Genomic DNA, 26986 nt, shown 5'->3' on the forward strand with positions numbered 1-26986 from the left:
GGAGCCCCTAGTTCCTCCAGTAAAGGACAAGTTTCTGCCAGCAGGCGTAATGCCAGCGACAGACCACGAGTATGGGCAAACGCGCTGGCACGAAGGCGCGGCCCGCCAGCCGGCGCAAGGGCAAAATCCACCTGCCCACAGCTCTGCCACTGCATTAACTGCTCTTCGCTGAGCCAGTCATTGAGTATTTTACCGATATCCGGCGAGGTAAAAGGCGCAGGTTCCAGCTTTCCCTGACGACGCCAGCGTGGCGCTGACGCATTGCACAGGTGTAGATCGGAGACATTATGCTTTACACTAAGGGCCACTATTTCTTCCAGTTCCATAACTCATCCTCGGTATATGAACGATATAGCGCATAACCTGGCACAGGTCCGGGACAAAATCTCAGCCGCTGCCGCACGCTGCGGCCGTGCTCCAGAAGAAGTCACGTTGCTTGCAGTGAGTAAAACGAAACCTGCGAGCGCTATCGAAGAAGCGGTGGCTGCGGGCCAGGTGGCTTTTGGCGAAAACTACGTTCAGGAAGGGGTTGAAAAAATTCGCCACTTTCAGGAAGTGGGCGCAACCGGTCTACAGTGGCACTTTATTGGTCCGCTGCAGTCCAACAAAAGCCGCCTGGTGGCCGAGCATTTTGACTGGTGCCATACCGTCGATCGGCTCAAAATCGCCGCCCGCCTTAGCGAGCAACGACCAGCCCATTTGCCACCGCTCAACGTACTGATTCAAATCAATATCAGCGATGAGCACAGCAAATCAGGTATTCTGGTTGAAGCCCTGGACGCGCTGGCGGCAGACATCGCCGAGCTGCCTAACCTACAGCTACGCGGCTTGATGGCGATTCCCGCGCCAGAGTCAGAATATGTAAGGCAGTTTGCCGTCGCCCAACAAATGGCGGTAGCATTTGCGCGATTAAAAACACGCTATCCTACGGTCGATACGTTGTCGCTGGGAATGTCGGATGATATGGAAGCCGCCATCGCGGCGGGAAGCACTATGGTGCGCATCGGAACCGCAATTTTCGGCGCGCGCGACTACAGCAAAAAATAAGGAATCTGAGGAACGCCATGAAGACGTTGACTTTCCTGCTCTCAACGGTCATTGAGCTCTACACAATGGTCGTGTTATTACGCGTCTGGATGCAGTGTGCGCGCTGCGACTTTTATAACCCGTTTTCGCAATTCATCGTGAAAGCGACGCAGCCTGTCGTTGGGCCGCTACGTCGCATTATCCCGGCAATGGGGCCGCTCGATAGCGCCTCTCTGCTAGTCGCCTTTATTCTTTGCGTTGTGAAAGCCATCGTCCTGTTTATGGTCGTCACTTTCCAGCCAATTATCTGGATCTCCGCGCTCCTGATCCTCATCAAAACCATGGGCTCATTGATTTTCTGGGTTCTGCTGTTGATGGCGATTATGAGCTGGGTTAGCCAGGGCCGTAGCCCGGTGGAATACGTCCTGATGCAGCTGGCTGACCCGCTACTGCGTCCGATTCGCAGAATGCTGCCATCAATGGGCGGAATTGATTTCTCGCCGATGGTGCTGGTGCTGTTGCTGTACGTTATCAATATGGGCATTGCCGAGCTCTTACAGGCAACAGGCAACGTTCTGCTTCCGGGGCTATGGATGGCGCTATGAGTGCCGTCGAAGCCTGCACTGACGGGTTAGTCTTGCGGCTGTATATTCAGCCCAAGGCCAGCCGCGACAGCATCGTTGGTTTACATGGCGACGAACTTAAAGTCGCCATTACCGCCCCGCCCGTTGATGGTCAGGCCAACGCCCATCTGGTTAAGTTCCTCGCCAAACAGTTCCGCGTAGCGAAAAGCCAGGTCCTTATTGAGAAAGGTGAACTGGGCCGCCACAAGCAGGTAAAAATCATTCATCCGCAGCAGATCCCGACCGGGGTCGCTGCGCTGACAGAATAAACAGGACTCATTATGCAAAAAGTTGTTCTCGCCACCGGCAACCCCGGTAAAGTGCGCGAGCTGGCCTCGCTGCTGGCTGATTTCGGCCTCGATATCGTCGCTCAAACCGAACTGGGTGTGGATTCAGCCGAGGAAACCGGCCTGACGTTTATTGAAAACGCCATTCTAAAAGCGCGTCATGCCGCGCAGATCACTGGGTTACCGGCCATTGCCGATGACTCCGGCCTGGCAGTCGATGCGTTAGGCGGCGCACCGGGTATCTATTCCGCCCGCTATTCCGGCGAAGGCGCTACCGACCAGCGCAATCTGGAAAAGCTGCTTGAAACCCTGAAGGACGTTCCGGACGATAAACGTCAGGCGCAATTTCACTGCGTACTGGTTTATCTGCGCCATGCAGAAGATCCGACACCGTTGGTCTGCCACGGTAGCTGGCCGGGCATAATCGCCCGCGAAGCCGTAGGCAACGGTGGCTTTGGTTACGACCCGATTTTCTTTGTTCCGACGGAAGGTAAAACCGCTGCGGAACTGAGCCGCGAAGAAAAAAGCGCAATTTCCCATCGTGGACGTGCGCTGAAACTGTTACTGGAAGCATTACGTAATGGCTAATTTGCCACCCCTGAGCCTCTATATTCACATTCCATGGTGCGTGCAAAAATGCCCGTACTGCGATTTTAACTCGCATGCGCTGAAGGGGGAGGTACCGCACGACGACTACGTTCAACATCTGCTGAACGATTTGCGGGCCGACGCCCCCTATGCACAGGGACGTGAGATTGGGACTATTTTCATCGGTGGCGGTACGCCGAGTCTGCTTTCAGGCCCGGCGATGCAAACTCTGCTCGATGGCGTGCGCGAGTGTCTGCCGCTGGCGGCAGATGCAGAGATTACCATGGAAGCCAATCCTGGCACCGTGGAAGCGGATCGTTTCGTCGAGTATCAGCGTGCGGGTATCAACCGCATCTCTATCGGCGTGCAGAGCTTTAGCGAACAGAAGCTCCAGCGCCTTGGACGCATTCATGGCCCACAAGAGGCGAAGCGCGCGGCAAACCTGGCAAGCGGACTGGGGCTGCGCAGTTTTAATCTCGATTTAATGCACGGCCTGCCGGATCAATCTCTGGAAGAGGCGCTGGACGATCTATGTCAGGCGATTGCGCTCAACCCGCCTCATCTCTCCTGGTATCAGTTGACCATCGAACCTAACACCCTGTTCGGTTCACGTCCTCCTGTGCTACCGGATGATGACGCGCTGTGGGATATTTACGAGCAGGGGCACCGTTTGCTCAGCGCTGCGGGCTATCAGCAATATGAAACCTCCGCCTACGCTAAACCGGGCTATCAGTGCCAACATAACCTGAACTACTGGCGCTTTGGCGACTATTTGGGGATTGGCTGCGGCGCGCACGGCAAAGTGACCTTCCCGGACGGGCGTATTCTGCGAACGGCAAAAACTCGTCACCCGCGCGGCTATATGGAAGGCCGCTACCTCGAACGCCAGCATGATGTGGAAACCGCCGATAAACCATTCGAGTTCTTTATGAACCGTTTCCGCCTGCTGGAAGCGGCACCACGCGATGAATTCAGCCGCTACACAGGCCTTGAGGAACGCACGATCCGCCCGCAAATCGAGGCGGCGATTGCCCAGGGTTATCTGACGGAAGATGAGCATAACTGGCAAATTACCGAGCACGGTAAGCTGTTTTTAAATTCCCTTCTCGAGTTATTCCTTAGCGAATAAACATCTCAATTCATATCCCGTTATTAAAGAATAACGGGATGATTCATAATTCGTTTTTTTCGAAATATTCATAAGAGTATTTCCGAGCAATTCACTAGACACATTCAAAATAAAAATAAATCCATCTTAATTTATTAAAAATAAACATAACCCAGCGCACAAAATCCCTCATTTCATTATGTCATTGAGAAAAAATGTGAGTCAGACAGCTTAAAGGTGTCGGACAACCAGGATAATATGTCATACAGAAACACGGGATTACTCTTTAGATATTGACCAATTAACCCAAGTGCATGGAGCCGACTCATGAAAAAATTCTCTTTTTCTCGTTCTCTGGTGTGTGTATCACTGCTTGCCCTGCTCTCTTCAGGTGCTAGCGCAGCTGAAAAAGTTACGTTAAAACTGGCACATAACCTCGAACGTAGCCACGTTGTTCACCAGGCATTTGAGGAGATGTCGAAAGAGGTTAACCAACTTTCCAGCGGTAATATGAAGATTCGTATTTACCCCAGCAGCCAGATGGGCAACGCGCGTGAAACCATGGAGTTATTACAAAACGGCGCTCTCGATATGACTAAAGGCTCCGCCAGCGATTTGGAGTCATTCGATAACGTCTACGCGATATATAATTTGCCGTTCTTATTTAACGATCAGAATCATTTCAATAAAGTCGTCTTTGGTGAAGTGGGCAAAGAAATAATGGAATCTACTAAAGATAAAGGATTCTTTGCGCTTTCTGCTTATGTTGCCGGTACCCGCAGCTTTTATGCCAAGAAACCCATCACTAAGCCGGAAGATTTAAAAGGGCTAAAGATCCGCGTCCAGGCCAGCCCGACCACGCTTAAAATGATTGAATTAATGGGTGGTTCGCCAACGCCGATCTCCTTTGGTGAAGTTTATACCGCCATGCAGCAGGGCGTGGTAGATGGCGCAGAGAATAACGTTCCTTCCTGGGTACAGACCCGTCATATCGAAATCGCTAAGGTCTTCTCTGAAGATGAACATGCTTCAATCCCGGACTTCCTCGTTATCTCCAGCAAAACCTGGAACAAGCTCACGCCAGAACAGCAGCAAATCCTGATCAAGGCCGCTAAAGCGTCCGAAGTTTATCAGCAGAAGCTGTGGGAGAAGATCGACGCCGACACCCGCGCACAGGCCAAAGCTATGGGTGGCGAAATCATCAAAGTCGATAAAGCACCGTTCCGCGCCGCCGTACAGCCGCTGTTTGATGACTTCAAAAAAGATCCTAAACAGGCCGCTCTGCTGGCCAAATTCGAAGCCGCTGCTGAATAAATCTCTAGCGGGCCAGCTTCTGGCCCGTTTTTACCAGGAAATTAATGATGATACTTAACCGCATAAAACTGGCGGTGGACCGCGTGATCGCCGCATTCTCCGTCGCCGTGATGGTGGCGCTGGTTGTCTGCGTCGTCTGGCAGGTGTTCAGCCGCTACGTGTTAAACCAGCCAAGTACTCTGACCGACGAACTGGCGCGCTTTTTGATGATCTGGGTTGGCCTGTTGGGTGCGGCTTACACGGTCGGCGCTCAACGTCATCTGGCTATCGATTTACTCGCAATGACGCTGAAGCCAAACAAACAGGCGCTTCTCAGCGTCATCATTAACCTGCTGATCTTTATTTTTGCTGGCTCAGTCATTGTTACCGGTGGCATGAAGCTGATTGAAAAAACTCTGTCGACCGCTCAGGTCTCCGCAGCGATGCAGATCCCAATGGGCTATGTGTACCTCATCCTACCGCTTACCGGCGTCATTATGATGTTTTACGCGCTGTGCTTTATCAGCAACGGTTTGAAAAACATCAAGCACTCTAAAGCAGGAGCAAACTAATGGAAGGCTATATTGCACTGACGCTATTCGGCTCTTTCTTTATTCTGGTTTTTATTGGCGTACCGATCTCTTTTTCCATTGGTATCGCTACCGTGGGTTCGATGCTGCTGATGTTCCCCTGGGATATCGCAGTGATTACCGTTTCTCAGCGCCTGGCGAACGGTCTGGATAACTTCGCCCTGTTGGCTATTCCTTTCTTTATTTTTGCCGGTACGCTGATGAACAGCGGCGGGATTGCTATACGCTTAATAAACTTGGCGCAGGTCATGGTCGGCCGGGTACCGGGCTCGATGGGCCACGTTAACGTGCTGGCGAACATGATGTTCGGCTCCATTTCTGGTTCCGCAGTCGCCGCTGCCGCGGCGGTAGGCGGAACCTTACACCCTATCCAGACGCAGAAAGGCTACGATCCGGCGTTCTCCACGGCGGTTAACGTCTCCTCCTGTATCACGGGCCTGCTAATTCCGCCATCAAACGTGCTGATTGTCTTTTCTTTAACCGCAGGCGGCGTCTCGGTAGCCTCGCTGTTTATGGCCGGCTACCTGCCGGGTATCCTGATGGGCCTGTCCATCATGATAGTCTGCGCCTTTATTGCTAAACGACGCGGCTACCCGGTTTCTGAACGTCCAACCTGCGCCCAGGCGGCAAAAGCCTTTTTCGACGCGCTGCCCAGCCTGCTGCTGGTCATCATCGTCATGGGTGGGATCCTCGGCGGCATCTTCACCGCTACCGAAGCCTCTGCGATTGCCGTGGTCTATACCTTCATTCTGTCGGTGTTGATTTATCGGGAAGTGAAATGGCGCGATCTGCCAAAGCTGATCCTTGAGTCGGTGGTGATGACCTCTATCGTGCTGCTGCTGATTGGCTTCTCTGTTGGCATGTCGTGGGCAATGACCAACGCCGATATTCCTTACATGATTAGCGATACGCTGATGGGGATTTCCGAGAACCCGGTAGTGATTCTGCTGCTGATTAATATCGTGCTGCTGATCGTCGGGATCTTTATGGATATGACCCCTGCGGTGCTGATCTTCACTCCTATCTTTCTGCCGATCGCCCAAGACCTAGGCATGGATCCGGTGCATTTCGGCATCATGATGGTTGCCAACCTATGCATCGGTCTGCTGACGCCGCCGGTGGGCAGCGCGCTGTTCGTCGGTTGTTCGATTTCCGGCGTTAAGATTCAGCAGCTAATCAAACCGCTGCTACCGTTCTACGCCGCTCTGCTCATTGCACTGATGATGATTGTCTATATTCCGCAGATCTCGCTGTTTATTCCGCAGATGCTGGGGCTGATGTGATCGATTAACGATCGCGCTACCTGCGGGAGCAGGTAGCGCGATAAGACTTATTTTAACGAGCCCACCAGCGCTTTGCGGCTATCCTCAAGGGAAACCACGCGGCTACAGACATCTTTACCAAACGTCTGGAAGTCTGCTTCCTGATTTTTCCATTCATTCTGGATGGCCGTTTGCAGGCCACCGAGGCTGCCGAGGATCCCTTCCAGCGGGTTACCGCCGCCTTTGAGGACCGCTTTCGCCCCCATCTCATTGATGCTGTCCTGCAGGATCCCGCCCATCGCCTGATTAACCAGTTGCTGACCGTCGGCCCGCACCTGATCGATGGCTTTATAGTGGAAAGTCAGCCCATCGTTGCGATGCTCGATAATGCGGGCCATCTGCGTTTTCAGTTGTGCATCAAGCTTAGTCAGGCGGCTATGCATGCTGCTGCTGGCACCCACCTGTTCGGTAATAATTTTATCCAGCGCGGCGCGGCCTTTTTCTACCCGCGTACGTGCGCCTTCATCGATCCAGGGCAGGCTGCTGCGCAGGCCAGCCTGGTAGTCCTGGGCCTGTTCACGCTGGGCGGCGCTCAGGGAATACGCTTTTCCGTTGTAAGTCAGGTTGCCGTCCGGCTTAATCACCAGATCGCCGTTTTCGCCCTTCACCTGCACCTGCTGCGGGCTGAGGATGACATCGTCACGCGGCGTGACGCTACACTGGTAATCTGCATGTGCAGACAAAGCAGTGACGGAAAGCGCCACTGCTAACAGCGTTTTGCGCATCATTTAACTCCCTTAAGACAAAACGGGCCGGCAGTTGCCGACCCTTGTCAAACTTAGTCCCACCAGATATCAAAAAGTTCGCTGGTGCGCACATCGGTAAGCCCACGTTCTTCCAGCCATTTACGCACGATGGCCTGGTGCTCTTCGGTGCATTTGCCGATTTCCTGCAAGCAGATCAGGCCTTCCCAGGAGAGATAACCACTGCCGTCAAACGCCAGCTTATTCGGCTCAATCACTTCATTAATCAGATCGTTGACGGTCTGGTCAATCTGCTCTTCGCTGGTTCCTTCCGCAAAACGCCACGCGACGGAAAAACCGACTTCCTGAAATTCGTCGATATGCATTTTTTTACGCAGACGACGACTACGATTCGTTGCCATTATTTCACCCTCTCGAACATTAAGTCCCATACGCCGTGGCCAAGACGATGACCACGCTGTTCAAATTTGGTTACCGGGCGCGATTCCGGGCGCGGTACATAGTCGTTGCTCTCAGAGCGGTTGCGATACCCTTCAAGGGAAGACATCACTTCCAGCATATGCTCCGCATATTGCCCCCAGTCGGTCGCCATATGGAAGACGCCACCCAGCTTCAGCTTGCTTTTCACCAGCTCAGCAAAAGGCGGCTGAACGATACGGCGCTTATTATGCCGTGCTTTATGCCATGGGTCAGGGAAAAATAGCTGCACCATATTAAGGGAGTTATCCGGGATCATGGTGTGCAGCACTTCGACCGCATCGTGACACATGACGCGCAGATTTTGCACACCCTCTTCTTCAGCAGAAGCCAGGCAAGCGCCGACGCCGGGAGAGTGCACTTCAATGCCGAGGAAATTCTGCTCCGGTTTCTCTTTTGCCATCGCCACCAGCGAAGCACCCATGCCAAAACCAATCTCCAGCGTGACCGGCGCTTCACGGCCAAACAGCACGGTGAAATCGAGCGGCGCATCGTTGAACTCAACGCCCATCACCGGCCAAATATTATCCAGCGCGTGCTGCTGCCCTTTAGTCAGGCGGCCCTGACGACGGACGAAGCTACGAATACGGCGCAGCGGGCGACCGTTTTCATCGAATTCCGGAGATATGACGTCGTTTTTCATAAAAGTTAAGTCTGCTTGTGAGAGTGTTCGGAAAACGGGCATTATCCAAAGTTACCCGGCGGATGCAAGGGTTTACAGCCTCTCGCCCTTGTGCTGCAATCTGCCACCTTATAATAACTATCCCGGAGCCGTCGCTTTGACTTTTCTCGCCGCGCAATTTTCAGCCCAGGTACTGGACTGGTACGACAAATACGGACGCAAAACCCTGCCCTGGCAAATCGCTAAGACGCCCTACAAAGTATGGCTCTCCGAGGTGATGTTGCAACAAACGCAAGTGGCGACGGTCATCCCCTATTTTGAACGTTTTATGGCGCGCTTCCCAACGATTACCGATCTGGCGAACGCCCCCCTTGATGAAGTTCTGCATCTATGGACCGGGCTGGGCTACTACGCCCGCGCGCGCAATTTACATAAAGCGGCACAGCAGGTCGCCACCCTGCACGGCGGGAAATTCCCGCAAACGTTCGATGAAGTCGCCGCTCTGCCGGGCGTGGGGCGCTCCACCGCGGGCGCGATTTTATCTCTGTCTCTCGGTCAGCATTATCCGATTCTCGACGGCAACGTGAAACGCGTGCTCGCGCGCTGCTATGCTGTCAGCGGTTGGCCGGGGAAAAAAGAGGTTGAGAAACGCCTGTGGGATATTAGCGAAGACGTTACGCCAGCCAAAGGGGTGGAACGGTTTAACCAGGCGATGATGGACCTCGGCGCGATGGTGTGTACCCGCTCCAGGCCAAAATGCGAGCTTTGTCCGCTGAATAACGGCTGCGTGGCCTACGCAAATCATTCATGGGCGCAATATCCGGGTAAAAAACCAAAACAGACGATCCCCGAACGTACCGGCTACTTCCTGCTGATGCAGCACGGCGACGAGGTGTTTCTTTCCCAGCGTCCGCCGGTGGGTCTGTGGGGAGGATTATTCTGCTTCCCGCAGTTTGAGGATGAAACTGCGCTACGTGAGTGGCTGGCGCAGCGCCAGATTAAGGCAGATAATCTGACTCAATTAACCGCGTTCCGCCACACTTTCAGCCATTTCCATCTGGATATTGTGCCGATGTGGCTTACAGTGCACTCATCCGGCGCATGCATGGATGAAGGGGGCGCACTCTGGTATAACTTAGCGCAGCCGCCGTCCGTTGGCCTGGCGGCCCCCGTGGAGCGCTTGTTGCAACAGCTGAAGGCCGGAGCACCGGTTTAACTTTCAGGCGATTAAAGAGGATTAAGAATGAGCAGAACGATTTTTTGTACTTTCCTGCAGCGTGAAGCAGATGGCCAGGATTTCCAGCTGTATCCTGGCGAGCTGGGCAAACGTATCTATAACGAAATTTCCAAAGAAGCCTGGGCCCAGTGGCAGCATAAACAGACGATGCTGATCAACGAGAAAAAACTCAGCATGATGAACCCAGAGCACCGCAAACTGCTGGAGCAGGAGATGGTCCAGTTCCTGTTTGAAGGTAAAGACGTCCATATCGAAGGCTATACGCCGCCAGAAAAACAGTAAGGGCCTGACCGGCCCTTTACCACAACAAACACAACACGCACAACACGCACTCCCGGAATGATGAAAAAATACTTAGCGCTAGCGCTGATTGCGCCTTTGCTCGTTTCGTGTTCCAGCTCTACCAAAAAAGGCGCCGAGTATAACGAGGCGTGGGTGAAGGACACTAACGGCTTTGACATTCTGATGGGCCAGTTCGCCCATAATATCGAGAACATTTGGGGTTATAACGAAGTCCTGCTCGCCGGGCCGAAAGACTACGTTAAATATACCGATCAGTATCAGACCCGCAGCCACATCAACTTTGATGAAGGTACGATTACTGTCGAGACTATTGCCGGGACCGACCCTGCCGGGCGCTTGCGCCAGGCTATTATTAAAACCCTGCTGATGGGCGACGACCCTAACTCCATCGACCTCTATTCCGACGTCGATGACATCCAGATTTCGAAAGAGCCGTTCCTGTACGGCCAGGTCGTCGATAACACCGGTGAATCTATTCGCTGGGAGTGGCGCGCCGCGCGCTTCGCCGACTACTTGCTGCAAACGCGTATGAAAAGCCGCAGCAACGGCCCGCGCATGATCTACAGCATCACTATCAACCTGGTGCCGAACCACCTCGACAAGCGTGCGCATAAATACATTGGCATGGTGCGTCAGGCCTCGCGTAAATATGGCGTCGATGAGTCGCTGATCCTGGCGATTATGCAAACCGAGTCCTCCTTTAACCCCTACGCGGTCAGCCACGCCGATGCTCTGGGGCTGATGCAGGTGGTGCAGCACAGCGCCGGGAAGGATGTGTTCCGCTCGCAGGGAAAATCTGGCCTGCCAAGCCGTAGCTATCTGTTCGAACCGGCGAATAATATTGATACCGGCACCGCCTACCTGGCGATGCTGAACAACGTCTATCTGTCGGGCATCCAGAACCCAACATCACGTCGCTATGCGGTGATTACCGCCTATAACGGTGGTGCGGGTAGCGTACTGCGGGTGTTCTCCAGCGATAAAATTCAGGCTGCAAATATCATCAACAACATGACGCCGGGCGATGTCTATCAGACCATCACCAGCCGTCATCCATCCGCCGAGTCGCGCCGTTATCTGTACAAAGTTAACACCGCGCAAAAAGGCTACCGCCGCAAGTAATCCTCACCAACGCCCTTGTTTCTTCAAGGGCGTTCTGCTTCTGCTATACCCAATATTGCTGCGCAACTCTTTTGCGATTTTCTGCGGCAGTTAACAAAAGCATCCATCGCACAAATGATAGAATCCAACCAAAATAACGCCATAAATGTTATTTAAAACACATAACAATTCTATATCCGTGAGGATCAAAACATGAATCTTAAGCTGCAGCTCAAAATACTGTCGTTCCTGCAGTTCTGTCTCTGGGGAAGCTGGCTGACCACGCTCGGCTCATATATGTTCGTCACCCTCAAGTTCGACGGTGCGGCCATTGGCGCGGTTTATAGTTCGCTCGGTATCGCGGCGGTGTTTATGCCGACGCTGCTCGGTATCGTGGCCGATAAGTGGATCAGCGCTAAATGGGTCTATGCGATTTGCCATCTGGTCGGCGCGCTAACCCTGTGGCTTGCCGCCCAGGTCACCACGCCGGGCGAAATGTTCCTGGTCATCCTGCTCAACTCGCTGGCCTATATGCCGACGTTGGGCCTGATTAACACCATCTCATACTACCGCCTGCAGTCTGCGGACATGGATATCGTGACCGATTTCCCGCCGATTCGTATCTGGGGAACCATCGGTTTTATCTTTGCGATGTGGGGTGTCAGCTTCTCCGGCTTCGAATTGAGCCATATGCAGCTCTATATCGGCGCAGCACTCTCCGTACTGTTGGTGCTTTTCACCCTGACTCTGCCGCATATTCCGGTGGCTAATCAGCAGAAAAACCAGAGCTGGACTTCAATGCTGGGCCTTGATGCCTTCGCGCTGTTTAAAAACAAGCGTATGGCAATCTTCTTCATTTTCTCAATGATGCTGGGTGCCGAACTGCAAATTACCAATATGTTCGGCAATACCTTCCTGCATAGCTTTGATAAAGATCCGCTGTTCGCCAGCAGCTTTATCGTGCAGCACGCCTCGGTGATGATGTCGATTTCGCAGATCTCGGAAACCCTGTTTATCCTGACTATTCCGTTCTTCCTCAGCCGCTACGGCATCAAGAACGTGATGCTCATTAGTATCGTGGCGTGGATGCTGCGTTTCGGCCTGTTCGCCTACGGCGACCCAACCCCGTTCGGCACCGTGCTGCTGGTGCTGTCGATGATCGTTTACGGTTGCGCCTTCGATTTCTTCAACATCTCTGGTTCAGTGTTTGTGGAAAAAGAGGTTCGCCCAGAAATCCGCGCCAGCGCTCAGGGAATGTTCCTGATGATGACCAACGGTTTTGGCTGCATTCTTGGCGGGATGGTGAGCGGCAAAGTGGTGGAGCACTTCACCGTCGAAGGGATTACCGACTGGCAGAGCGTATGGCTAATTTTCGCTGGCTACTCGCTGGTGCTGGCCTTTGCCTTCGTTGCGCTGTTTAAGTACAAACACGTCAGACAGCCTGCTGTCGCACAGCAGAACGCCTGATAGTCATTGCCCGGTGGCGGCAGGCGCCTTACCGGGCATGCAGAATTTGTAGGCCGGATAAGGCGCCAGCCGCCATCCGGCAAAAATACGCGCACAATGCCTGGTCCCGGTTTACGCTTTCAGCACATACCCGTACAACCGCTTAATACCATCAGGGTCCGTTTCGCTATAAACCCCCTGCAGCTCCGGTGAGAAACCTGGCAGCATATTGACGCCCTCTTCCAGCGCCAGGAAATAACGCAACACCGCGCCGCCCCAGATTTCGCCAGGCACCACGCACAGCACGCCCGGTGGATACGGCAGCGCACCTTCCGCAGCAATCCGCCCTTCGGCTTCGCTTAAACGCACCAGCTCCACGTTACCGCGAATAAACTCCCGGTTGGCATCCTGCGGGTTCATCACCGCACGCGGGAAGCTCTGCTTGCGGAACATCTCTTTCTGCAAATCCTTCACATCAAAACTCACGTACAGATCATGCATCTCCTGACACAGTTCGCGAATAGTGTAATCCCGATAGCGTACCGGGTATTTGTTAAAGATGGTCGGCAGCACGTCGGCCAGCGGCGTATCGGATTCGATATGCTGTTCAAACTGCGCCAGCATCGCCACCAGCTGCGCCAGCTTCTCCGCGCTTTCAGCGGGCGTCAGCAGGAACAGAATTGAGTTCAGGTCGCACTTCTCCGGCACGATGCCGTTCTCACGCAGATAGTGCGCCAGAATGGTCGCCGGAATGCCGAAATCGGTATATTCACCGCTTTCGGCGTCAATACCCGGCGTGGTCAGCAACAGCTTGCATGGATCGACGAAATACTGATCGCTGGCATAGCCTTCAAAACCGTGCCAGCGCGCACCCGGCTCAAAGCTGAAGAAACGGCGCTCGCGGGCGATAGCTTCGGTGGGATGATCCTGCCACGGACGCCCTGCTACAACCGGCGGAATAAACGGCTGGATCATTTTGCAGTTGGCGATAATCGCTTTACGTGCTTCGATGCCCAGCGCTACGCACTCTGCCCACAGGCGGCGTCCGCTCTCCCCTTCGTGGATTTTGGCATTCACGTCCAGGGCGGCAAACAGCGGATAAAATGGGCTGGTGGAGGCATGCAGCATAAAGGCGTTATTCAGCCGCTTATGTGGGCAAAAACGTTCCTGCCCGCGCAGGTGATTATCCTTTTTGTGGATCTGCGAGGTTTGCGAAAAACCGGCCTGCTGTTTATGCACCGACTGAGTGACAAAAATGCCCGGATCGTTTTCGTTAAGCTCCAGCAGCAGCGGCGAGGTGTCGGCCATCATGTCGATAAACTGTTCGTAGCCGACCCATGCGGAGTCAAACAGGATGTAGTCGCACAGATGGCCGATTTTATCCACCACCTGACGAGCGTTGTAGATGGTGCCGTCGTAAGTGCCCAACTGGATAATCGCCAGACGGAACGGACGCGCGGCATCCGCCTTCTCCGGAGCCACTTCGCGGATAAGCTCGCGCAAGTAACCATCATCAAAGCAGTGCTCATCAATCCCGCCAATAAAACCAAACGGATTGCGCGACGCCTCAAGATAAACCGGCGTCGCTCCCGCCTGAACCAGCGCACCATGATGGTTTGATTTATGGTTATTACGGTCGAACAGTACCAGATCGCCACGGGTCAGCAGCGCATTGGTCACCACCTTATTCGCCGCCGAGGTGCCGTTAAGGACAAAATAGGTTTTATCAGCGTTAAAGACCTTCGCGGCGAACTTCTGCGCATGTTTGGCTGAACCTTCGTGAATCAGCAGATCGCCGAGCTTAACGTCGGCGTTGCACATGTCGGCGCGAAAGACGTTCTCACCAAAGAAGTCGAAAAACTGCCGTCCTGCCGGATGCTTCTTAAAGAACGCGCCGTGTTGATGCCCGGGACAGGCAAAGGTGCTGTTATCCATCTCCACGTACTGGGTCAGGGTATCGAAGAACGGCGGCAGCAGGTTTTCTTCATAACCGCAGGCGGCGGCTTCCAGCTCCAGCCACTCCTGCTCTTTACCGCTAACAATCGCCATCACGCCTTGCGGTTTTTCATGGTCAACTTCACTGAAAAGAAAGACCGGCAGGTTAAAGCCCGTGCGTTTCAACAACGAAAGGATGCCGCTGCGGCTGTCCGCTGCGGTAATGACGACTGCCGCCACATCGGTAAAATCAGTACTGTCGAGGGTCACCACGCGACGGTGGGTTGACAGGCGGGATACCAGCTCGTGGCTGGCGGCAATGTGCATTGATTTCATGAGCGCGAATACCCGTTTCCGGAGAGTAAAAGGCTTCAGCCAGGGCATGTACGCTCTGGCCAACGAACTGTCAGGGTCTGACTGGATCCCAGCTCCGACCGCCAGACATCAGTAAAAGCAGACCGCGTCCGCTCTTACTGTTGTCCTGCAGTGAGCATACGTTACACTCACCGCATGGTGGGCAGAGGGTACAGAGTAAGGGTAGCAAGACGAGGCTGTCTGCGCATCTGTACGCAACGGTGATGTCGTGGCAATGTTGTCATCCCGGCGGCCTCATGTCTGGAGAGGAGAAAATTCGCGCAATCATGTCACCTTTATATAGGGTGCGCAAGATGAAATACGTATGCAGTCACCTCACGTATACACAAGCCTTTTAGCCAGTTTCACGTCATAATAATGCGGTCATTAGGGATAATTAACAGGAGTTTTGCTTTGGTTACAGGGCCATTTATTAACGCCAGCGCGGTCCTTTTGGGCGGCGTGCTCGGCTCACTCTTAAGTCAGCGATTACCGGAACGGATCCGTACATCGATGACCTCTATTTTTGGTCTCGCATCATTAGGCATAGGTATTCTGTTGGTGATCAAATGCGCCAACCTGCCGGTAATGGTGCTTTCAACGCTGGTAGGCGCGCTACTCGGCGAAGTGTGCAATATGGAAAAAGGTATCAATACGCTGGTCAGCAAGCTCCAGCAGCTACTCTCGCCAAAAAAAGGACAGAAAAAGGCCTCAGCGCACGAGTCCTATATTCAAAGCTACGTCGCGATTATCGTGCTGTTCTGCGCCAGCGGAACTGGGATTTTCGGCGCAATGCGCGAAGGGATGACGGGCGACAACAGTATTCTTATCGCCAAAGCGTTTCTCGACTTCTTTACTGCCACCATTTTTGCCTGCACCCTGGGGCTGGCCGTTTCGGCCATTTGCGTGCCGATGCTGGCAATTCAGCTCACCCTGGTAGCCGGTGCATCGCTGATTATGCCGCTGACCACGCCGATGATGATGGCGGATTTCAGCGCCGTAGGCGGCATGCTGCTGGTCGCAACCGGTCTGCGTATCTGTGGGATTAAAATGTTCGCCGTAGTGAACATGCTACCTGCCCTGGTGCTGGCAATGCCGATTTCCGTAGCCTGGGTGACGTTTTTCGCCTGAAGATGCGTGCTTTTGATTCAATGTGGTGATAGATTGTTCAGTCTGCTGCGAAACAGATAAATTTCGTTGACGAGGTGCGGCGAATCAGGTTTAATGCGCCCCGTTGCCCGGATAGCTCAGTCGGTAGAGCAGGGGATTGAAAATCCCCGTGTCCTTGGTTCGATTCCGAGTCCGGGCACCACTATTCAAAGCCGGTTGGTCAAATTTGCAAGATGCAATCCTGACGGACACGAAGGCGAGCCAGTAAAAACACGATGTAACGCTGTTACTTGTTGTTGAAGAAAGGCTCTTGAGAAACAGACTTGTTAGAGCAAGTCTGTTTTTTCGCGTCTGATATTTACAAGAAAACTACTCAGTGTCAAATATTGTAAGTATTCGACACTGTTTTTGAGATCATCCTTCCTACATCAATTCGTTTTCCAGTATATCCCGCAGGCTATCAACATTTTCATCAATGTATTCCAGCGTCGATGTGATGCTAACGTGCCCCAGCAGTTTCTTGACTACATATAGGTTACGTTCCGGGGATTTCATCATATGGGTTGCTACAGTGTGACGAAAGCGATGCGGTGTGATCGTAAACTTACACTCCCGGGACAAGCGCCGGAAGAACGCCCTCAGCGGATACTCGTTCATTACCTCCGGATACTTACTCTTTCTCATCAGGTCAAACCAACCTACATTGAATACTTGATCACCCGACTCCATCCCAGCCTCATTGGCTTTTCTCACCAACTCCTCTATCGATGGATACAACGACGAGACAATCGGAACCCGATGCTCGCGATGGTTTTTCGCCCCCTCGATATTTAGATCAATCCACTGTTCCTCAAGATTGATATCGCCCAACCGGATATGCAGAAGCTGATTTTGTCGGATGGCGGTATAACGAAAAACATTCATCACCGTCAGCCAGAACCACACCGGGCGTAGTGCGTTTCTGCGACCGTTAAACATACTGCTGTTCCCCTGCCTTCCTTCTGTTTCCAGATGCTGGCCCATTAGTCGGTACATCGCATCCATTTGCGCCTGCGTCAGTGTCTTCTTCTTTTTCTTCCCCGGACGGACAACCGCGCCGTTAAATGGATTTTCAACCTGCGGCAACAATCCCTGCCTGATGCCGTAATTGAATAACGCCCGCATGTGGGCAACTTTGTTATTCCACGTTCGGGTTGCACGGTTCTGGTCATTCAGGACCGCATGACGCCATTTCAGCACAGTAATGTGATCAATTACCGCTGGATTATTGGACGTAAACCTCTCAAACGAACGTACTACTTTTTTGTAGCTCCACTCCGTCGCTGGTCGTAGCGCTTTACTGAAAAAGTAGTGCTCAATAAGAAGCACGAATGAAATACCAGTCATAAGAATATCCTTATACAACAACTAATGCAATCCCATCAAGTTGTTATCGCCTGGAAATACCTTACAGGCAAGCATAAGATGATTACCCGATTTATAAGACTATCCTTCCTCAGTTTCCTTTGCAGATAATACTGCTACCTCATCAATAAACTTCACGCCATCAGCGGTACGTATCCAGCGCGGAGCTTTCATTTCTGCTACGAAGTGGTCAATCAGGTCGTATAACAGCCAGCTAAGATATTTATCTGTTTCGGAGGCGAAGCCCTGCCCCAATAAAGTTTGAATCAGAGCCAGGCAATACTGGCAAAGCACTGTGCATTCAGGTTCGAAACCAGAAGAACGAACGGGAACCCGCCCAGCACAATACCGTCATTGAGATATCCGGATATTTGTCCATAGAAAGATTTATCAGAGCTACTTTTTGGTCCTTCCACCGTAGGCAAAGCAGCCCGGGCCGCAGAAATTCCGGTCAGAGCAACGGCCAGAACCCGCGCACACCAGAGACGAAAAGAAAAACGCAGAGAAGATAATGCAGAGCAAAACATGGTTATTTCCTTATATGAGAAGCCAGGCTTAGCTGGCGAAGAGATAGATAGCGATAATGATTAAAAGGATTGAGCGAATGGCAAAACGCACCAGAGACTGCTCTTTAACGTGGCCTGCTTTGTACCCCCGATAAACATGCACAAAGCCCCATCCCACCCACAAAATCAGCAGGGCAATCAGCGAACCAATAAACAATTTGTTCAGCACTGCGGGATCGGCGTTGCCGCTTGCCGCCTTAAATGCGTTGATCTGAGCATCGTTCACGGGCGACGCTCCATCCGGTACTGGCCTGAGAGAGATGCCGAAGGCACTGGCTGAGCGCGGGAAGGTTCCAGGTAGATACCGATCCCCTGGCGAATCGCCTTGATGTCCTGCGTTGCCTCTAAGTAATCAAAATAGAAGCGCCCGTGTTGCCCATCCTGAACGGCGACGACGCGGGCACGCTCCAGCGCCGCCTGCACCTGATCCAGTTGCTTCATTACCAGCGCCAGCTCGTCAGACTCAGCAGCCTGAACGCCCGAAACCAGCAAAAAACCCAACAGGCACCATGCCCGGGGCTGTGTCATGCGCATATAAACCTCCTTCAATGCGATTGCATGTAGGGAAGGAGAGTGGCGAAAAGCGTCCTGGGGGGCAGTAAGAAAACAGAAGTGGAATTTTGAAAATTATGGAAGGGGTAAGGCGTGGCGCAGAATGCGCCATCGGGGTTCTTTGCCACCCCGGCGCAAGCAGGCTTGCGCTCCCGGCAGGACCCGGATTAAAAGCCAGAAAGATGCGCAGGCTTACTATTCTGCCTTTTAATCCGGGTTGTAATTATTTACAGGCTTTTTGGCCTATATAGTAAGCAATTGAGTTATCAACAATGGAAGCCATATTTACATCAGGAGCAGATGAATTCATCTGCTCGATGGTATCTCCATCACCAAGATATTTAACAGTCCAGGCAGAACAATCATACAAGCGCTTAGAGTACGATACCCCTGATGGACCCTCTCGTTTAGTTGTAATGGTTGCCATATTTCCATTCAACTCTCGATCCAAAATTGTATATTTAGCTTTCGAATCCGTCGGTATCGACATAGTTGTTGCAGAGATTGCGCTAAATGAAGCCAATGCCATCAATACAAGAATTGCCTTTTTCACATTCACATCCGTCCATTAGATAATCAATAAAATTAAAAAAGGCCGCGAGCGCGGCCTTTAAACTATTTGGAAAGAAGTTCGTATCTGGTCAGGTCGCAGATACCTTCAGAGATCAGTCGTGGCTGGCGCGTTGATTTTGCTGAATTCAACAGCACGTTGAAAACTTCGCCTTTTGAAGCGCTAATTTTCTGGCCTTTTGGGGTAGTGAACGTCACTTTTTTGCCATTACGGCCACGAACCACGCTCTCAGTGCTCCCGTCCTCATGAACCTGAGTCGTTTCTGGCACCTGGAAAAAAGGGGATTCAGGCGCGACTAATTTTCTCTTTCTCGTCACCATACCTAACTCCTTAGTTCGTCGCGTATGTTGTCTTATAGTATCGCTCATAAATCACTCACCATCAACTAAAGCAGCGTCACGTCTGAACCAGTCAACCAGGTCTGCCGCCGAGCGATAGAGGATATCTCTTGATCCATCGTCAGTAATATCCTGGAAACCATGCTCGTCAACGTAATAAGCAGCAACAACCTGATTAATGGGAAACATTAAACGTACACCAGAGCCTTCAGTTTCCAGAAGAAACAAAGCAATGGCATAAAGTGCAAACTTCAGCATGTTGCCATCAAGAATGGATGGCTGGATCTGAAAATTCTGCAACATCTCAACATTCAGTATGTCATCACCTGGGCAATATTCACAGATACATGCTCCTGCGGGCCGATGTCGGGCATCCAGCAACTTAAAACAAAAGTTGAAGGCGTTATCGTCCCGAAGCATCGCGCCAATTTGCTCCCAGGGGAGTTGTCTTTCTTCAGGCATGTTCCGCACTGCGGCAATACACCATTCCAGATCCAGTTCATTCAATAGGCAAGCAAGCAGAGGTTTATCGGCCAACCGGAATAATTCGTTAGTTTGCTCGACTGCCACTTCACCAGATTCTCGTATCGTCGGTTCAGGCATTCGCGACTCCATCGCATCAAGAATAAGCCATTATAAATAAATCAATTTTTATACCCTATAAATACTTCTTAAAACTTCCCATCGTCACTGAAATAGCCAGCCCCATCAATAATGCTGCCGGTAACAATAACAAATTCGGATATATTGCGAATGGTGCTGACAAATACAACACGCACGGTATATATGCCGCTGGCTTCACCACGCGTTTGGCATGATGATAAAGAAAACTCGACTCATACGCCGCACCGTAGCGACGGAGATCGCGTCGCACCATCCCATCCGCGATCCCCACAATGGCAACCAGGATAAATAACGGCACTGACAGCACCAGAATGGTGACGCGCATCAGAAAGACCAGTGACACATACATTGTCGCCATCAGGTATTCATATGCGACCTGTACCGCCCAGACACTCCAGGCATTAAGCTCATCCGTAACGCCATTACCGCTTCCGGCAGTCGGCGTCTGAATCGACTGCAACCAGCCAGTAAAGCCGCTGTTCACAAACAACCACTGATAACCCAGCGCGATCCAGCTCTGTACCGTCACCACCGGCGATGACAGCAGCAAACTTTGAGTAAATCCTTCAGCAAAATAACCACTTTCCGTCTGCATAACGGCACGACTATGTTCCGCCCCCTGATCCGGCCAGAAGAACGCGATACCGATATATTCCACAATCAGGCTGAACAACAGCGATACCAGCAACATCCCGATAATACGCCACGGCGTGTCCCACAACAGCGCCGTGAAAAAACCATGTGGCTTTGGCGGGGTAGACGGCTGCGCCGGGACTGAAGACGTGTTCATCTGCGACATAACGTCTCCTTAATGCACCGCCAGCGGTTCCATCTGGCAGTTCAGCAGCATTTCATCCTTGCCAATCGTTATCCAGAGGCTGGCTATTTCCTTTGAAGCATGCGACAACGGTTCATACCACGCCTGATACCCCAGCTCATTTAACCGCTCAACAATTTCCGGGATCTCCAGTGACGAACAAATCTGCTCGCCCAGGACATCCATTACATCACGCGGGACTTCCAGCTTATTTCCCCTTGAAGCAGCCAGAACAGCCTCAACCCGATAACGTTTTTTCATCATGATTTCCTTTTCAAAAAGTGGCAGCATCGTAATCCCCCGGTAACACACTACCCGACCACCAGGCATCGCTGGTCCGGTAATTTCGCTGCATATAGTCTGCAATTTGCCCAATACTATCCGGCATCAGGGCATCCGCACCAGCAGATGGCAGCGGCATCCGAATCTTCCACAACCTGCCACCTTCCAGCAAAGCAAACGCCTGTCCTTTCGGCAGATTGATCACGTTTGCAGCAGTAATCAGCGGGGTACGCACCGTACTCACTCTGTCCTGGGTATTCGAGGTAAAATCACTGCCCATTTCCGGGTTCGAGATATCGGTGACGCCGGAAACCAGTGTTTTGGTATAGACCTCCACTTCAGGCAATTGTTTAGTCATCAGCTCCGCTGTTTCTGTATGCCGTACCCGCAGCATCACCAGGCTGTTAAAGTTCCCCACCACCTGCGCCGCTTTCGCCGCATTGCCCAGCCGCGCTTCGATATCCGGCAGCGTCTGGGTATAGGCCGTCACTTCGATACCCGCCCCGCCGCCTTTGTTAATCAGCGGAATAAACTCATCCCCCATCAGCTCGTTAAATTCATCACAGTGCAGGCTAATGGGTGTTTTCTTACCTTCCTCTCCGGGCAGGCCGTCATTCACACCAAACTTGTAGATATGCCCCGCTACAGAGACCAGATCGGCAAACATCGAGTTACCCACCGCTGCCGCGACTTCCGGATCGGACAACGCATCAAGGCCGATATACACCACGCCCTTTTTACGGATCACCTGCTGCCAGTCAAAGATAGGACGGGGATCGGACATATCGGTGTAGTTAGGTGAGATCAGTTGCGCCGTCTTACCGGAGGTCAGTTTCTCCAGTAACGGCAGCAAACTGGCGACAATCTTGTCGTAATACTTCTGGTCGTAGCGTACCGACGAACGCAGGCCATCGAGCACCGGATCATAAACTTTCTTCCCCTCGTCGCTGTTCAGCACCTGTTCAATCGCCACCACCCGTAGCGAACGACCTTCCATATGCCGGGGGATATCGCGCTCATCCAGAATTTGCGCCAGATTCTCCACCTGTTGCCACAGCGCCGGAGTGTGCTTTACCATCCAGGTCTCCGCATAGGTCTCAAACAGATCGCCGATATTGTTCACGTAACGCTGGATCAGGCCAAAATCCGGGCGTTGCCCCAGCGCAACCAGCGCCCGTGCAATAATATTGACGAAACGCCAAGCGAACTCTTTAAACGCGGCACTGTTACCTTCACTACTGAGCTGTCCGGCCACACGAGAAGCGACTTCCGAAATACGACCAAAGCGTCCGACCGCGTTGTAACGGGTGCTGATATCCGGCCATCCCAGATGGAAAACATGAAATTCACCGGCGCGGCCTGCGCGATGTGATTCGGCATACATTCGCTTCAGCAGATCGGCATCACCTTTCGGGTCGAAAACAATGGTGACGTTACCGCGACGAATATCCTGAGTGATCAGCAGCTCGGCGAGGCGAGTTTTGCCGACGCGCGTGGTGCCGAGAACCAACATATGCCCGACGCGCTCACCCAGACTCATCGAGACATTGACCTCATCCGGCTCGATGCCATGCAATGCCGGATGACCGCCGACCGGTGGCAATGGCCGAACGGGATTCAACGCCGAATCACGGGCCAGCAGTTTGCACAATGCGGGAAAACGATGTTCATAGTGCTGTTCAAAACGACGAGCTGCCTGGTATAACGCCGGGGGATTCAACGGGCCATCTCTGCACCACAATCAGCCCCTGCATAATATTTTCCAGCACCGACAAATGTGGAAATAACTGGAAGTTTTGAAAAACCATCCCGGTTTGCTGGCAAATACGGCGGATATCTTTTCTTTTTGGCGCTGAGTCGGGCGAAAAGGATATATCCTCATTACCAATAGTTAATTTTCCAGCCTGCGGAATTTCCAGTAAGTTAATGCAGCGTAATAATGTACTCTTGCCACTTCCCGATGGGCCAATTAGCGCCGTGACGCTACCCTCAGGGATCGTCAACGAAATATCGTGCAATACTTTCTGGTTAGCGAAACTTTTCTCAAGTGCGGACAGCGTTATCATGATACTCATCCTTTACTACCGTATTTCTCTCTAACCTTATTTCCAGTCGGGATTGCAGATAAGATAAAACGGAACTGATTAATAAATAGAGAATGGCCGCTTCGGTATATAGAATTAACGGTTGGTAAGTCACCGCAGCAATACGCTGTGCGGCCAGGAAAAGCTCCGGTACGGTGATCACGGAAGCCAGCGAGGTATCTTTCACGAGGGAGATGAAGGTATTCGACAACGGCGGCACAGCTACCCTGGCGGCCTGTGGCAGGATGATATAGCGCAGCGACTGCGCCCAGCTCATACCAATAGAATGGGCGGCTTCCCACTGCCCTTTGGCAACGGAAAGCAAGGTTGCGCGAATGACTTCAGACGTAAATGCCCCAACGTTCAGCGTAAAGCCGATAACCGCCGCCGGAAACGCATCCAGGGTAATCCCCACGCTCGGCAGTGCGTAAAATATCAGAAACAACTGCACCAGCAGCGGCGTGCCGCGAATAATCCATACATAGAATCGTACCAGGCTTTTTAGCGGCGCAGGCCCGTATAAACGTATTAACGCGACGATAAACCCCAGCAGCAGGCCGAGGGAAAATGAAATCAATGTTATGGGGATAGTAAAAACCAGCCCGGCGTAAAGCATCGGCCAAAACGAGCTTATTGCGAGTGAAATAAATTCCGGCACAGCTCACCTTTTATCTGTCATCTTTCTTTATTGCCAAACGCTTAATGGGGTTCAGCTTATAAATGGAGCTTATCATGCGTATAACCCCATCGGCATATATCAATACTGGCAATCCATAACCAGATTCGTTATTTACAATAACAAGAAAAACCATCGATTATTTTCGGCTATACTTTGCTGAAATAAACATAAAGCAGCGGGTAAAAACCATAATTCGGTGAAAAAAACGTCAAAAAAGCCCTATTCTGGAAATCGACATGCCCAGGCGGCTAACAGCCTTTCCCTCCGGACGGCTAAAAAGCATCTTATATTCTTTTTTGCTCTTAGCAGCAGACAAAAATTCTTTAAAATGCCAATTTTGCAGCCCTACCATTCAAATCATCTCGATACGAATGGGTAAAATGTTATGTCAGTTTTTCATTCTGTTAGCGACCTTATTGGTCACACCCCCCTGCTCCAGTTGCATAAATTGGATAGCGGCCCCTGTAGCCTGTTTTTAAAACTGGAAAATCAAAACCCCGGCGGGTCAATTAAAGATCGCGTGGCGCTGTCGATGATCAATGAAGCCGAACGACTGGGGAAATTAAAACCCGGCGGCACGATTATTGAAGCCACCGCCGGGAATACCGGCCTGGGGCTGGCGCTGATTGCGGCGCAGAAAAATTACCGCCTGATTCTGGTGGTGCCGGACAAAATGAGCCGCGAGAAAATATTCCACCTGCGTGCTCTGGGGGCGCAAGTATTGCTTACCCGCTCAGACGTCAACAAAGGCCACCCAGCCTACTATCAGGACTACGCCCGCCGCCTTGCTGGCGAAACACCCGGGGCTTTTTATATCGACCAGTTTAATAACGAGGCCAATCCGCTGGCCCATACCACTACCACCGCCCCGGAAATCTTTCAGCAACTGGAGGGCAATATTGACGCTATCGTCGTTGGCGTCGGCTCCGGCGGGACTCTCGGCGGGCTACAGGCCTGGTTTGCTGAACATTCGCCTAAAACAGAATTTATCCTGGCGGATCCGACGGGTTCCATTCTGGCGGACCAGGTCGAAACCGGGCGCTACGGCGAAACGGGATCCTGGCTGGTTGAGGGGATCGGCGAAGACTTTATTCCGCCGCTGGCCCACCTTGAAGGAGTCAAAAATGCTTACCGCGTCACCGATAGCGAGGCGTTCGCCACCGCCCGCGAGCTGTTGCAGGTTGAAGGCATTCTGGCGGGTTCTTCAACCGGCACTTTGCTTAATGCCGCCCTGCGTTACTGTCAGGCGCAAACTTCCGCCAAACGTGTGGTGACCTTCGCCTGCGACAGCGGCAACAAATATCTATCAAAAATGTTTAACGATGACTGGATGCGCCAGCAGGGCTTTTTAAGCCGCCCTTCGCGCGGCGATCTCAGTGACTTTATCGCCCTGCGCCACGATGAAGGGGCCACCGTCACCGCCGCGCCGGACGACACGCTGGCCGCGATCCTCGCCCGTATGCGCCTTTACGATATCTCGCAGTTGCCGGTGCTGGAAAACGGCCGTGTGGTCGGCATCGTCGACGAATGGGATCTGATTAGCCATGTTCAGGGCGACAGCCAGCGCTTTTCCCTGCCGGTCAGGGAAGCGATGACCCGCAACGTGGAAACCCTGGATAAACACGCGCCGGAAAGCGCGCTGAAAGCCATTTTCGATCGCGGCCTGGTGGCCGTTATCGCCGACAACGATCGTTTTCTTGGCCTTATTACCCGCAGCGATGTGCTGACCACCTGGCGTAACCGACTCGAACATTAAGGATTTAACAATGACCAATTTGCATACCCTGAGCGTACATAGCGGCTCCTTTACCGATGAACACGGCGCGGTGATGCCGCCCATCTACGCCACCTCCACCTTTGCCCAGCCCGCGCCGGGCCAGCATACCGGTTACGAATATTCGCGCAGCGGTAACCCGACCCGCCACGCGCTGGAGACGGCCATTGCTGACCTGGAAAGCGGTACGCGAGGCTTCGCCTTTGCATCCGGACTCGCAGCAATCTCTACCGTACTTGAACTGCTCGATAAGGACAGCCACCTGGTCGCCGTTGACGATGTTTATGGCGGGACTTATCGTCTTATCGAAAACGTTCGTCGCCGTAGTGCCGGTCTGCGGGTGAGCTGGGTGAAGCCGGACGATCTGGCGGGCATTGAAGCGGCCATTCAGCCCGACACGCGGATGATTTGGGTCGAAACGCCGACTAATCCGCTGCTTAAGCTTGCCGACCTCAGCGCCATTGCCGCCATTGCGCGGCGGCACAATATTATCAGCGTCACCGACAACACCTTTGCTTCACCGGTTATCCATCGTCCGCTGGAGCTGGGCTTCGATATCGTGGTGCACTCGGCGACCAAATATCTTAACGGCCACTCTGATGTGGTCGCCGGGCTGGCGGTCGTCGGTGATAACTCCGCGCTGGCGGAAAAGCTGGGCTATCTGCAAAACGCGGTGGGCGGCGTGCTTGACCCGTTCAGCAGTTTCCTGACGCTGCGGGGTATTCGTACCCTGGCCCTGCGTATGGAGCGCCACAGTAGCAACGCGCTATTGCTCGCCGAGTGGCTGGAGCAGCAGCCGCAGGTCGAAAAGGTGTGGTTCCCATGGCTGGCCTCGCATCCGCATCATCAACTGGCGCGCAAGCAGATGGCGCTTCCCGGCGGGATGATCTCCGTGGTGGTCAAAGGCGACGACGGCTATGCCGAACGGATCATCCGCAAGCTGAAGCTGTTTACCCTCGCGGAGAGCCTCGGCGGCGTGGAAAGCCTGGTGAGCCAGCCGTTCAGCATGACGCATGCATCAATTCCGCTGGAGCAGCGCTTAGCCAACGGCATTACTCCGCAGCTGATTCGTCTGTCGGTAGGAATTGAAGATCCGCAGGATCTGATCGCCGACTGGCGTTATGCGCTACGCGATTAAACAGATTGCCCGCCGCAAAGGCGGGCCGCTG

General features: G+C 52.8%; 28 protein-coding genes, 1 tRNA gene and 5 pseudogenes. 16 read left to right on the forward strand and 18 right to left on the reverse strand.

What is annotated here, in order from left to right:
• Positions 1 to 326: pseudogene (locus tag QVF11_RS08530) on the reverse strand (twitching motility protein PilT); the annotation flags it as partial.
• 16 nt (positions 327 to 342) lie between these two features.
• Between QVF11_RS08530 and QVF11_RS08535 the strand changes: the two are divergent.
• The 8 genes from QVF11_RS08535 to QVF11_RS08570 all read left to right on the forward strand — a co-directional run bounded on the left by QVF11_RS08535 (position 343) and on the right by QVF11_RS08570 (position 6798).
• The gene (locus QVF11_RS08535) at positions 343 to 1047 is read left to right on the forward strand and encodes a YggS family pyridoxal phosphate-dependent enzyme (protein WP_112217179.1); all 705 of its coding nucleotides are present in this window, start codon (positions 343 to 345) and stop codon (positions 1045 to 1047) included.
• A 17-nt stretch (positions 1048 to 1064) separates the two neighbouring features.
• A complete protein-coding gene (locus QVF11_RS08540; protein ID WP_112217178.1) occupies positions 1065 to 1631 on the forward strand; it encodes a YggT family protein in 567 nt (188 codons plus the stop codon).
• Entirely contained in the window at positions 1628 to 1918 is a 291-nt protein-coding gene (gene yggU / locus QVF11_RS08545) for a DUF167 family protein YggU (protein ID WP_112217177.1), read from the forward strand. Before QVF11_RS08540 ends, yggU begins: the two co-directional genes overlap by 4 nt.
• 12 nt (positions 1919 to 1930) lie before the next feature.
• The gene (locus QVF11_RS08550) at positions 1931 to 2524 is read left to right on the forward strand and encodes an XTP/dITP diphosphatase (protein ID WP_112217176.1); all 594 of its coding nucleotides are present in this window, start codon (positions 1931 to 1933) and stop codon (positions 2522 to 2524) included.
• Positions 2517 to 3653, forward strand: coding sequence for a radical SAM family heme chaperone HemW (hemW, locus tag QVF11_RS08555; protein ID WP_112217175.1), 1137 nt, complete (start codon positions 2517 to 2519; stop codon positions 3651 to 3653). The genes QVF11_RS08550 and hemW overlap by 8 nt, the downstream gene beginning before the upstream one ends.
• A 306-nt stretch (positions 3654 to 3959) precedes the next feature.
• Complete coding sequence (locus QVF11_RS08560) at positions 3960 to 4946, forward strand: TRAP transporter substrate-binding protein (protein WP_287856325.1); 987 nt, start codon at positions 3960 to 3962, stop codon at positions 4944 to 4946.
• A gap of 47 nt (positions 4947 to 4993) precedes the next feature.
• A complete protein-coding gene (locus QVF11_RS08565; protein WP_287856429.1) occupies positions 4994 to 5497 on the forward strand; it encodes a TRAP transporter small permease in 504 nt (167 codons plus the stop codon).
• Positions 5497 to 6798: a TRAP transporter large permease gene (locus QVF11_RS08570; protein WP_142514406.1), complete on the forward strand. Its 1302-nt coding sequence runs from the start codon at positions 5497 to 5499 to the stop codon at positions 6796 to 6798. The genes QVF11_RS08565 and QVF11_RS08570 overlap by 1 nt, the downstream gene beginning before the upstream one ends.
• Positions 6799 to 6845: 47 nt before the next feature.
• Here QVF11_RS08570 and QVF11_RS08575 read toward each other — a convergent pair whose 3' ends face one another.
• The 3 genes from QVF11_RS08575 to trmB are packed head-to-tail and all read right to left on the reverse strand — an operon-like array spanning position 6846 to position 8661.
• The gene (locus QVF11_RS08575) at positions 6846 to 7565 is read right to left on the reverse strand and encodes a YggN family protein (protein ID WP_112217171.1); all 720 of its coding nucleotides are present in this window, start codon (positions 7563 to 7565) and stop codon (positions 6846 to 6848) included.
• Between the two features lie 50 nt (positions 7566 to 7615).
• Positions 7616 to 7942: a YggL family protein gene (locus QVF11_RS08580; protein ID WP_110273073.1), complete on the reverse strand. Its 327-nt coding sequence runs from the start codon at positions 7940 to 7942 to the stop codon at positions 7616 to 7618.
• Positions 7942 to 8661 (reverse strand): tRNA (guanosine(46)-N7)-methyltransferase TrmB, encoded by a 720-nt coding sequence (gene trmB, locus QVF11_RS08585; RefSeq protein ID WP_287856329.1) that lies wholly within the window; start codon positions 8659 to 8661, stop codon positions 7942 to 7944. Before trmB ends, QVF11_RS08580 begins: the two co-directional genes overlap by 1 nt.
• A 136-nt stretch (positions 8662 to 8797) precedes the next feature.
• Here trmB and mutY point away from each other — a divergent pair, with 136 nt between their 5' ends.
• From mutY to QVF11_RS08605, 4 genes are all read left to right on the forward strand, one after another.
• Positions 8798 to 9856 carry an A/G-specific adenine glycosylase gene (mutY, locus tag QVF11_RS08590; RefSeq protein WP_142514405.1) on the forward strand — a complete coding sequence of 353 codons (1059 nt, stop codon included), beginning with the start codon at positions 8798 to 8800 and terminating at the stop codon, positions 9854 to 9856.
• 27 nt (positions 9857 to 9883) lie between these two features.
• The gene (locus QVF11_RS08595; RefSeq protein WP_004105744.1) at positions 9884 to 10159 is read left to right on the forward strand and encodes an oxidative damage protection protein; all 276 of its coding nucleotides are present in this window, start codon (positions 9884 to 9886) and stop codon (positions 10157 to 10159) included.
• 57 nt (positions 10160 to 10216) lie between these two features.
• Positions 10217 to 11302: a membrane-bound lytic murein transglycosylase MltC gene (mltC, locus tag QVF11_RS08600; RefSeq protein ID WP_167492723.1), complete on the forward strand. Its 1086-nt coding sequence runs from the start codon at positions 10217 to 10219 to the stop codon at positions 11300 to 11302.
• A 192-nt stretch (positions 11303 to 11494) separates the two neighbouring features.
• Entirely contained in the window at positions 11495 to 12748 is a 1254-nt protein-coding gene (locus QVF11_RS08605; protein ID WP_142514404.1) for a nucleoside permease, read from the forward strand.
• 111 nt (positions 12749 to 12859) lie between these two features.
• Here QVF11_RS08605 and QVF11_RS08610 read toward each other — a convergent pair whose 3' ends face one another.
• Positions 12860 to 14998, reverse strand: a complete 2139-nt coding sequence (locus tag QVF11_RS08610) for an ornithine decarboxylase (protein WP_287856336.1) — start codon at positions 14996 to 14998, stop codon at positions 12860 to 12862.
• Positions 14999 to 15430: 432 nt separating this feature from the next.
• Between QVF11_RS08610 and QVF11_RS08615 the strand changes: the two genes are divergently transcribed.
• Both QVF11_RS08615 and QVF11_RS08620 read left to right on the forward strand, forming a co-directional pair.
• Entirely contained in the window at positions 15431 to 16147 is a 717-nt protein-coding gene (locus QVF11_RS08615) for a DUF554 domain-containing protein (RefSeq protein WP_112217166.1), read from the forward strand.
• 105 nt (positions 16148 to 16252) lie between these two features.
• A tRNA-Phe gene (locus tag QVF11_RS08620) sits at positions 16253 to 16328 on the forward strand.
• Between the two features lie 221 nt (positions 16329 to 16549).
• Here the strand turns inward: QVF11_RS08620 and QVF11_RS08625 are convergent.
• The 13 genes and pseudogenes from QVF11_RS08625 to QVF11_RS08685 all read right to left on the reverse strand — a co-directional run bounded on the left by QVF11_RS08625 (position 16550) and on the right by QVF11_RS08685 (position 23980).
• Positions 16550 to 17512: a tyrosine-type recombinase/integrase gene (locus QVF11_RS08625; RefSeq protein WP_287856338.1), complete on the reverse strand. Its 963-nt coding sequence runs from the start codon at positions 17510 to 17512 to the stop codon at positions 16550 to 16552.
• Between the two features lie 99 nt (positions 17513 to 17611).
• Positions 17612 to 17845: pseudogene (locus QVF11_RS08630) on the reverse strand (hypothetical protein); the annotation flags it as partial.
• Positions 17846 to 17862: 17 nt separating this feature from the next.
• Positions 17863 to 18057, reverse strand: a pseudogene (locus QVF11_RS08635) (TIGR03745 family integrating conjugative element membrane protein); the annotation flags it as partial.
• Between the two features lie 28 nt (positions 18058 to 18085).
• Positions 18086 to 18322 (reverse strand): TIGR03758 family integrating conjugative element protein, encoded by a 237-nt coding sequence (locus QVF11_RS08640; protein WP_287856340.1) that lies wholly within the window; start codon positions 18320 to 18322, stop codon positions 18086 to 18088.
• Positions 18319 to 18630: an integrative conjugative element protein, RAQPRD family gene (locus tag QVF11_RS08645; RefSeq protein WP_287856342.1), complete on the reverse strand. Its 312-nt coding sequence runs from the start codon at positions 18628 to 18630 to the stop codon at positions 18319 to 18321. Before QVF11_RS08645 ends, QVF11_RS08640 begins: the two co-directional genes overlap by 4 nt.
• 241 nt (positions 18631 to 18871) lie before the next feature.
• Positions 18872 to 19201, reverse strand: a complete 330-nt coding sequence (locus tag QVF11_RS08650) for a hypothetical protein (RefSeq protein ID WP_287856344.1) — start codon at positions 19199 to 19201, stop codon at positions 18872 to 18874.
• 62 nt (positions 19202 to 19263) lie between these two features.
• Positions 19264 to 19539: a hypothetical protein gene (locus QVF11_RS08655; protein WP_287856346.1), complete on the reverse strand. Its 276-nt coding sequence runs from the start codon at positions 19537 to 19539 to the stop codon at positions 19264 to 19266.
• A gap of 51 nt (positions 19540 to 19590) precedes the next feature.
• Complete coding sequence (locus tag QVF11_RS08660; RefSeq protein ID WP_287856348.1) at positions 19591 to 20160, reverse strand: hypothetical protein; 570 nt, start codon at positions 20158 to 20160, stop codon at positions 19591 to 19593.
• Positions 20161 to 20215: 55 nt separating this feature from the next.
• Positions 20216 to 20980, reverse strand: a complete 765-nt coding sequence (locus QVF11_RS08665) for a TIGR03747 family integrating conjugative element membrane protein (RefSeq protein ID WP_287856350.1) — start codon at positions 20978 to 20980, stop codon at positions 20216 to 20218.
• Between the two features lie 9 nt (positions 20981 to 20989).
• Complete coding sequence (locus tag QVF11_RS08670; protein ID WP_287856352.1) at positions 20990 to 21262, reverse strand: hypothetical protein; 273 nt, start codon at positions 21260 to 21262, stop codon at positions 20990 to 20992.
• Positions 21263 to 21272: 10 nt separating this feature from the next.
• Positions 21273 to 23000 (reverse strand): annotated as a pseudogene (gene traD, locus QVF11_RS08675) (type IV conjugative transfer system coupling protein TraD); the annotation flags it as partial.
• Positions 22996 to 23346: pseudogene (locus tag QVF11_RS08680) on the reverse strand (ATP-binding cassette domain-containing protein); the annotation flags it as partial. The pseudogenes traD and QVF11_RS08680, both read right to left, overlap by 5 nt.
• On the reverse strand, positions 23324 to 23980 hold the full coding sequence (locus QVF11_RS08685) for an amino acid ABC transporter permease (RefSeq protein ID WP_376767763.1): 657 nt from the start codon (positions 23978 to 23980) through the stop codon (positions 23324 to 23326). The gene QVF11_RS08685 and the pseudogene QVF11_RS08680, both read right to left, overlap by 23 nt.
• Positions 23981 to 24428: 448 nt before the next feature.
• Between QVF11_RS08685 and QVF11_RS08690 the strand changes: the two genes are divergently transcribed.
• Positions 24429 to 25799: a pyridoxal-phosphate dependent enzyme gene (locus QVF11_RS08690; protein ID WP_287856356.1), complete on the forward strand. Its 1371-nt coding sequence runs from the start codon at positions 24429 to 24431 to the stop codon at positions 25797 to 25799.
• Between the two features lie 10 nt (positions 25800 to 25809).
• A complete protein-coding gene (locus QVF11_RS08695) occupies positions 25810 to 26955 on the forward strand; it encodes a trans-sulfuration enzyme family protein (protein WP_287856358.1) in 1146 nt (381 codons plus the stop codon).
• Positions 26956 to 26986 lie beyond the last annotated feature (31 nt).

Source organism: Klebsiella sp., from assembly GCF_027492335.1.
GTDB classification, from domain to species: Bacteria; Pseudomonadota; Gammaproteobacteria; order Enterobacterales; family Enterobacteriaceae; genus Klebsiella; species Klebsiella huaxiensis.

Bases quoted from the DNA above. Each gene is read 5' to 3' on its own strand.
- QVF11_RS08535 (WP_112217179.1), top strand. From the start codon at position 343: ATGAACGATATAGCGCATAACCTGGCACAGGTCCGGGACAAAATCTCA.
- QVF11_RS08540 (WP_112217178.1), top strand. From the start codon at position 1,065: ATGAAGACGTTGACTTTCCTGCTCTCAACGGTCATTGAGCTCTACACA.
- yggU (WP_112217177.1), top strand. From the start codon at position 1,628: ATGAGTGCCGTCGAAGCCTGCACTGACGGGTTAGTCTTGCGGCTGTAT.
- QVF11_RS08550 (WP_112217176.1), top strand. From the start codon at position 1,931: ATGCAAAAAGTTGTTCTCGCCACCGGCAACCCCGGTAAAGTGCGCGAG.
- hemW (WP_112217175.1), top strand. From the start codon at position 2,517: ATGGCTAATTTGCCACCCCTGAGCCTCTATATTCACATTCCATGGTGC.
- QVF11_RS08560 (WP_287856325.1), top strand. From the start codon at position 3,960: ATGAAAAAATTCTCTTTTTCTCGTTCTCTGGTGTGTGTATCACTGCTT.
- QVF11_RS08565 (WP_287856429.1), top strand. From the start codon at position 4,994: ATGATACTTAACCGCATAAAACTGGCGGTGGACCGCGTGATCGCCGCA.
- QVF11_RS08570 (WP_142514406.1), top strand. From the start codon at position 5,497: ATGGAAGGCTATATTGCACTGACGCTATTCGGCTCTTTCTTTATTCTG.
- QVF11_RS08575 (WP_112217171.1), bottom strand. From the start codon at position 7,565: ATGATGCGCAAAACGCTGTTAGCAGTGGCGCTTTCCGTCACTGCTTTG.
- QVF11_RS08580 (WP_110273073.1), bottom strand. From the start codon at position 7,942: ATGGCAACGAATCGTAGTCGTCGTCTGCGTAAAAAAATGCATATCGAC.
- trmB (WP_287856329.1), bottom strand. From the start codon at position 8,661: ATGAAAAACGACGTCATATCTCCGGAATTCGATGAAAACGGTCGCCCG.
- QVF11_RS08595 (WP_004105744.1), top strand. From the start codon at position 9,884: ATGAGCAGAACGATTTTTTGTACTTTCCTGCAGCGTGAAGCAGATGGC.
- mltC (WP_167492723.1), top strand. From the start codon at position 10,217: ATGATGAAAAAATACTTAGCGCTAGCGCTGATTGCGCCTTTGCTCGTT.
- QVF11_RS08605 (WP_142514404.1), top strand. From the start codon at position 11,495: ATGAATCTTAAGCTGCAGCTCAAAATACTGTCGTTCCTGCAGTTCTGT.
- QVF11_RS08610 (WP_287856336.1), bottom strand. From the start codon at position 14,998: ATGAAATCAATGCACATTGCCGCCAGCCACGAGCTGGTATCCCGCCTG.
- QVF11_RS08625 (WP_287856338.1), bottom strand. From the start codon at position 17,512: ATGACTGGTATTTCATTCGTGCTTCTTATTGAGCACTACTTTTTCAGT.
- QVF11_RS08645 (WP_287856342.1), bottom strand. From the start codon at position 18,630: ATGCGCATGACACAGCCCCGGGCATGGTGCCTGTTGGGTTTTTTGCTG.
- QVF11_RS08655 (WP_287856346.1), bottom strand. From the start codon at position 19,539: ATGGTGACGAGAAAGAGAAAATTAGTCGCGCCTGAATCCCCTTTTTTC.
- QVF11_RS08660 (WP_287856348.1), bottom strand. From the start codon at position 20,160: ATGCCTGAACCGACGATACGAGAATCTGGTGAAGTGGCAGTCGAGCAA.
- QVF11_RS08665 (WP_287856350.1), bottom strand. From the start codon at position 20,980: ATGTCGCAGATGAACACGTCTTCAGTCCCGGCGCAGCCGTCTACCCCG.
- QVF11_RS08670 (WP_287856352.1), bottom strand. From the start codon at position 21,262: ATGATGAAAAAACGTTATCGGGTTGAGGCTGTTCTGGCTGCTTCAAGG.
- QVF11_RS08685 (WP_376767763.1), bottom strand. From the start codon at position 23,980: ATGCTTTACGCCGGGCTGGTTTTTACTATCCCCATAACATTGATTTCA.
- QVF11_RS08690 (WP_287856356.1), top strand. From the start codon at position 24,429: ATGTCAGTTTTTCATTCTGTTAGCGACCTTATTGGTCACACCCCCCTG.
- QVF11_RS08695 (WP_287856358.1), top strand. From the start codon at position 25,810: ATGACCAATTTGCATACCCTGAGCGTACATAGCGGCTCCTTTACCGAT.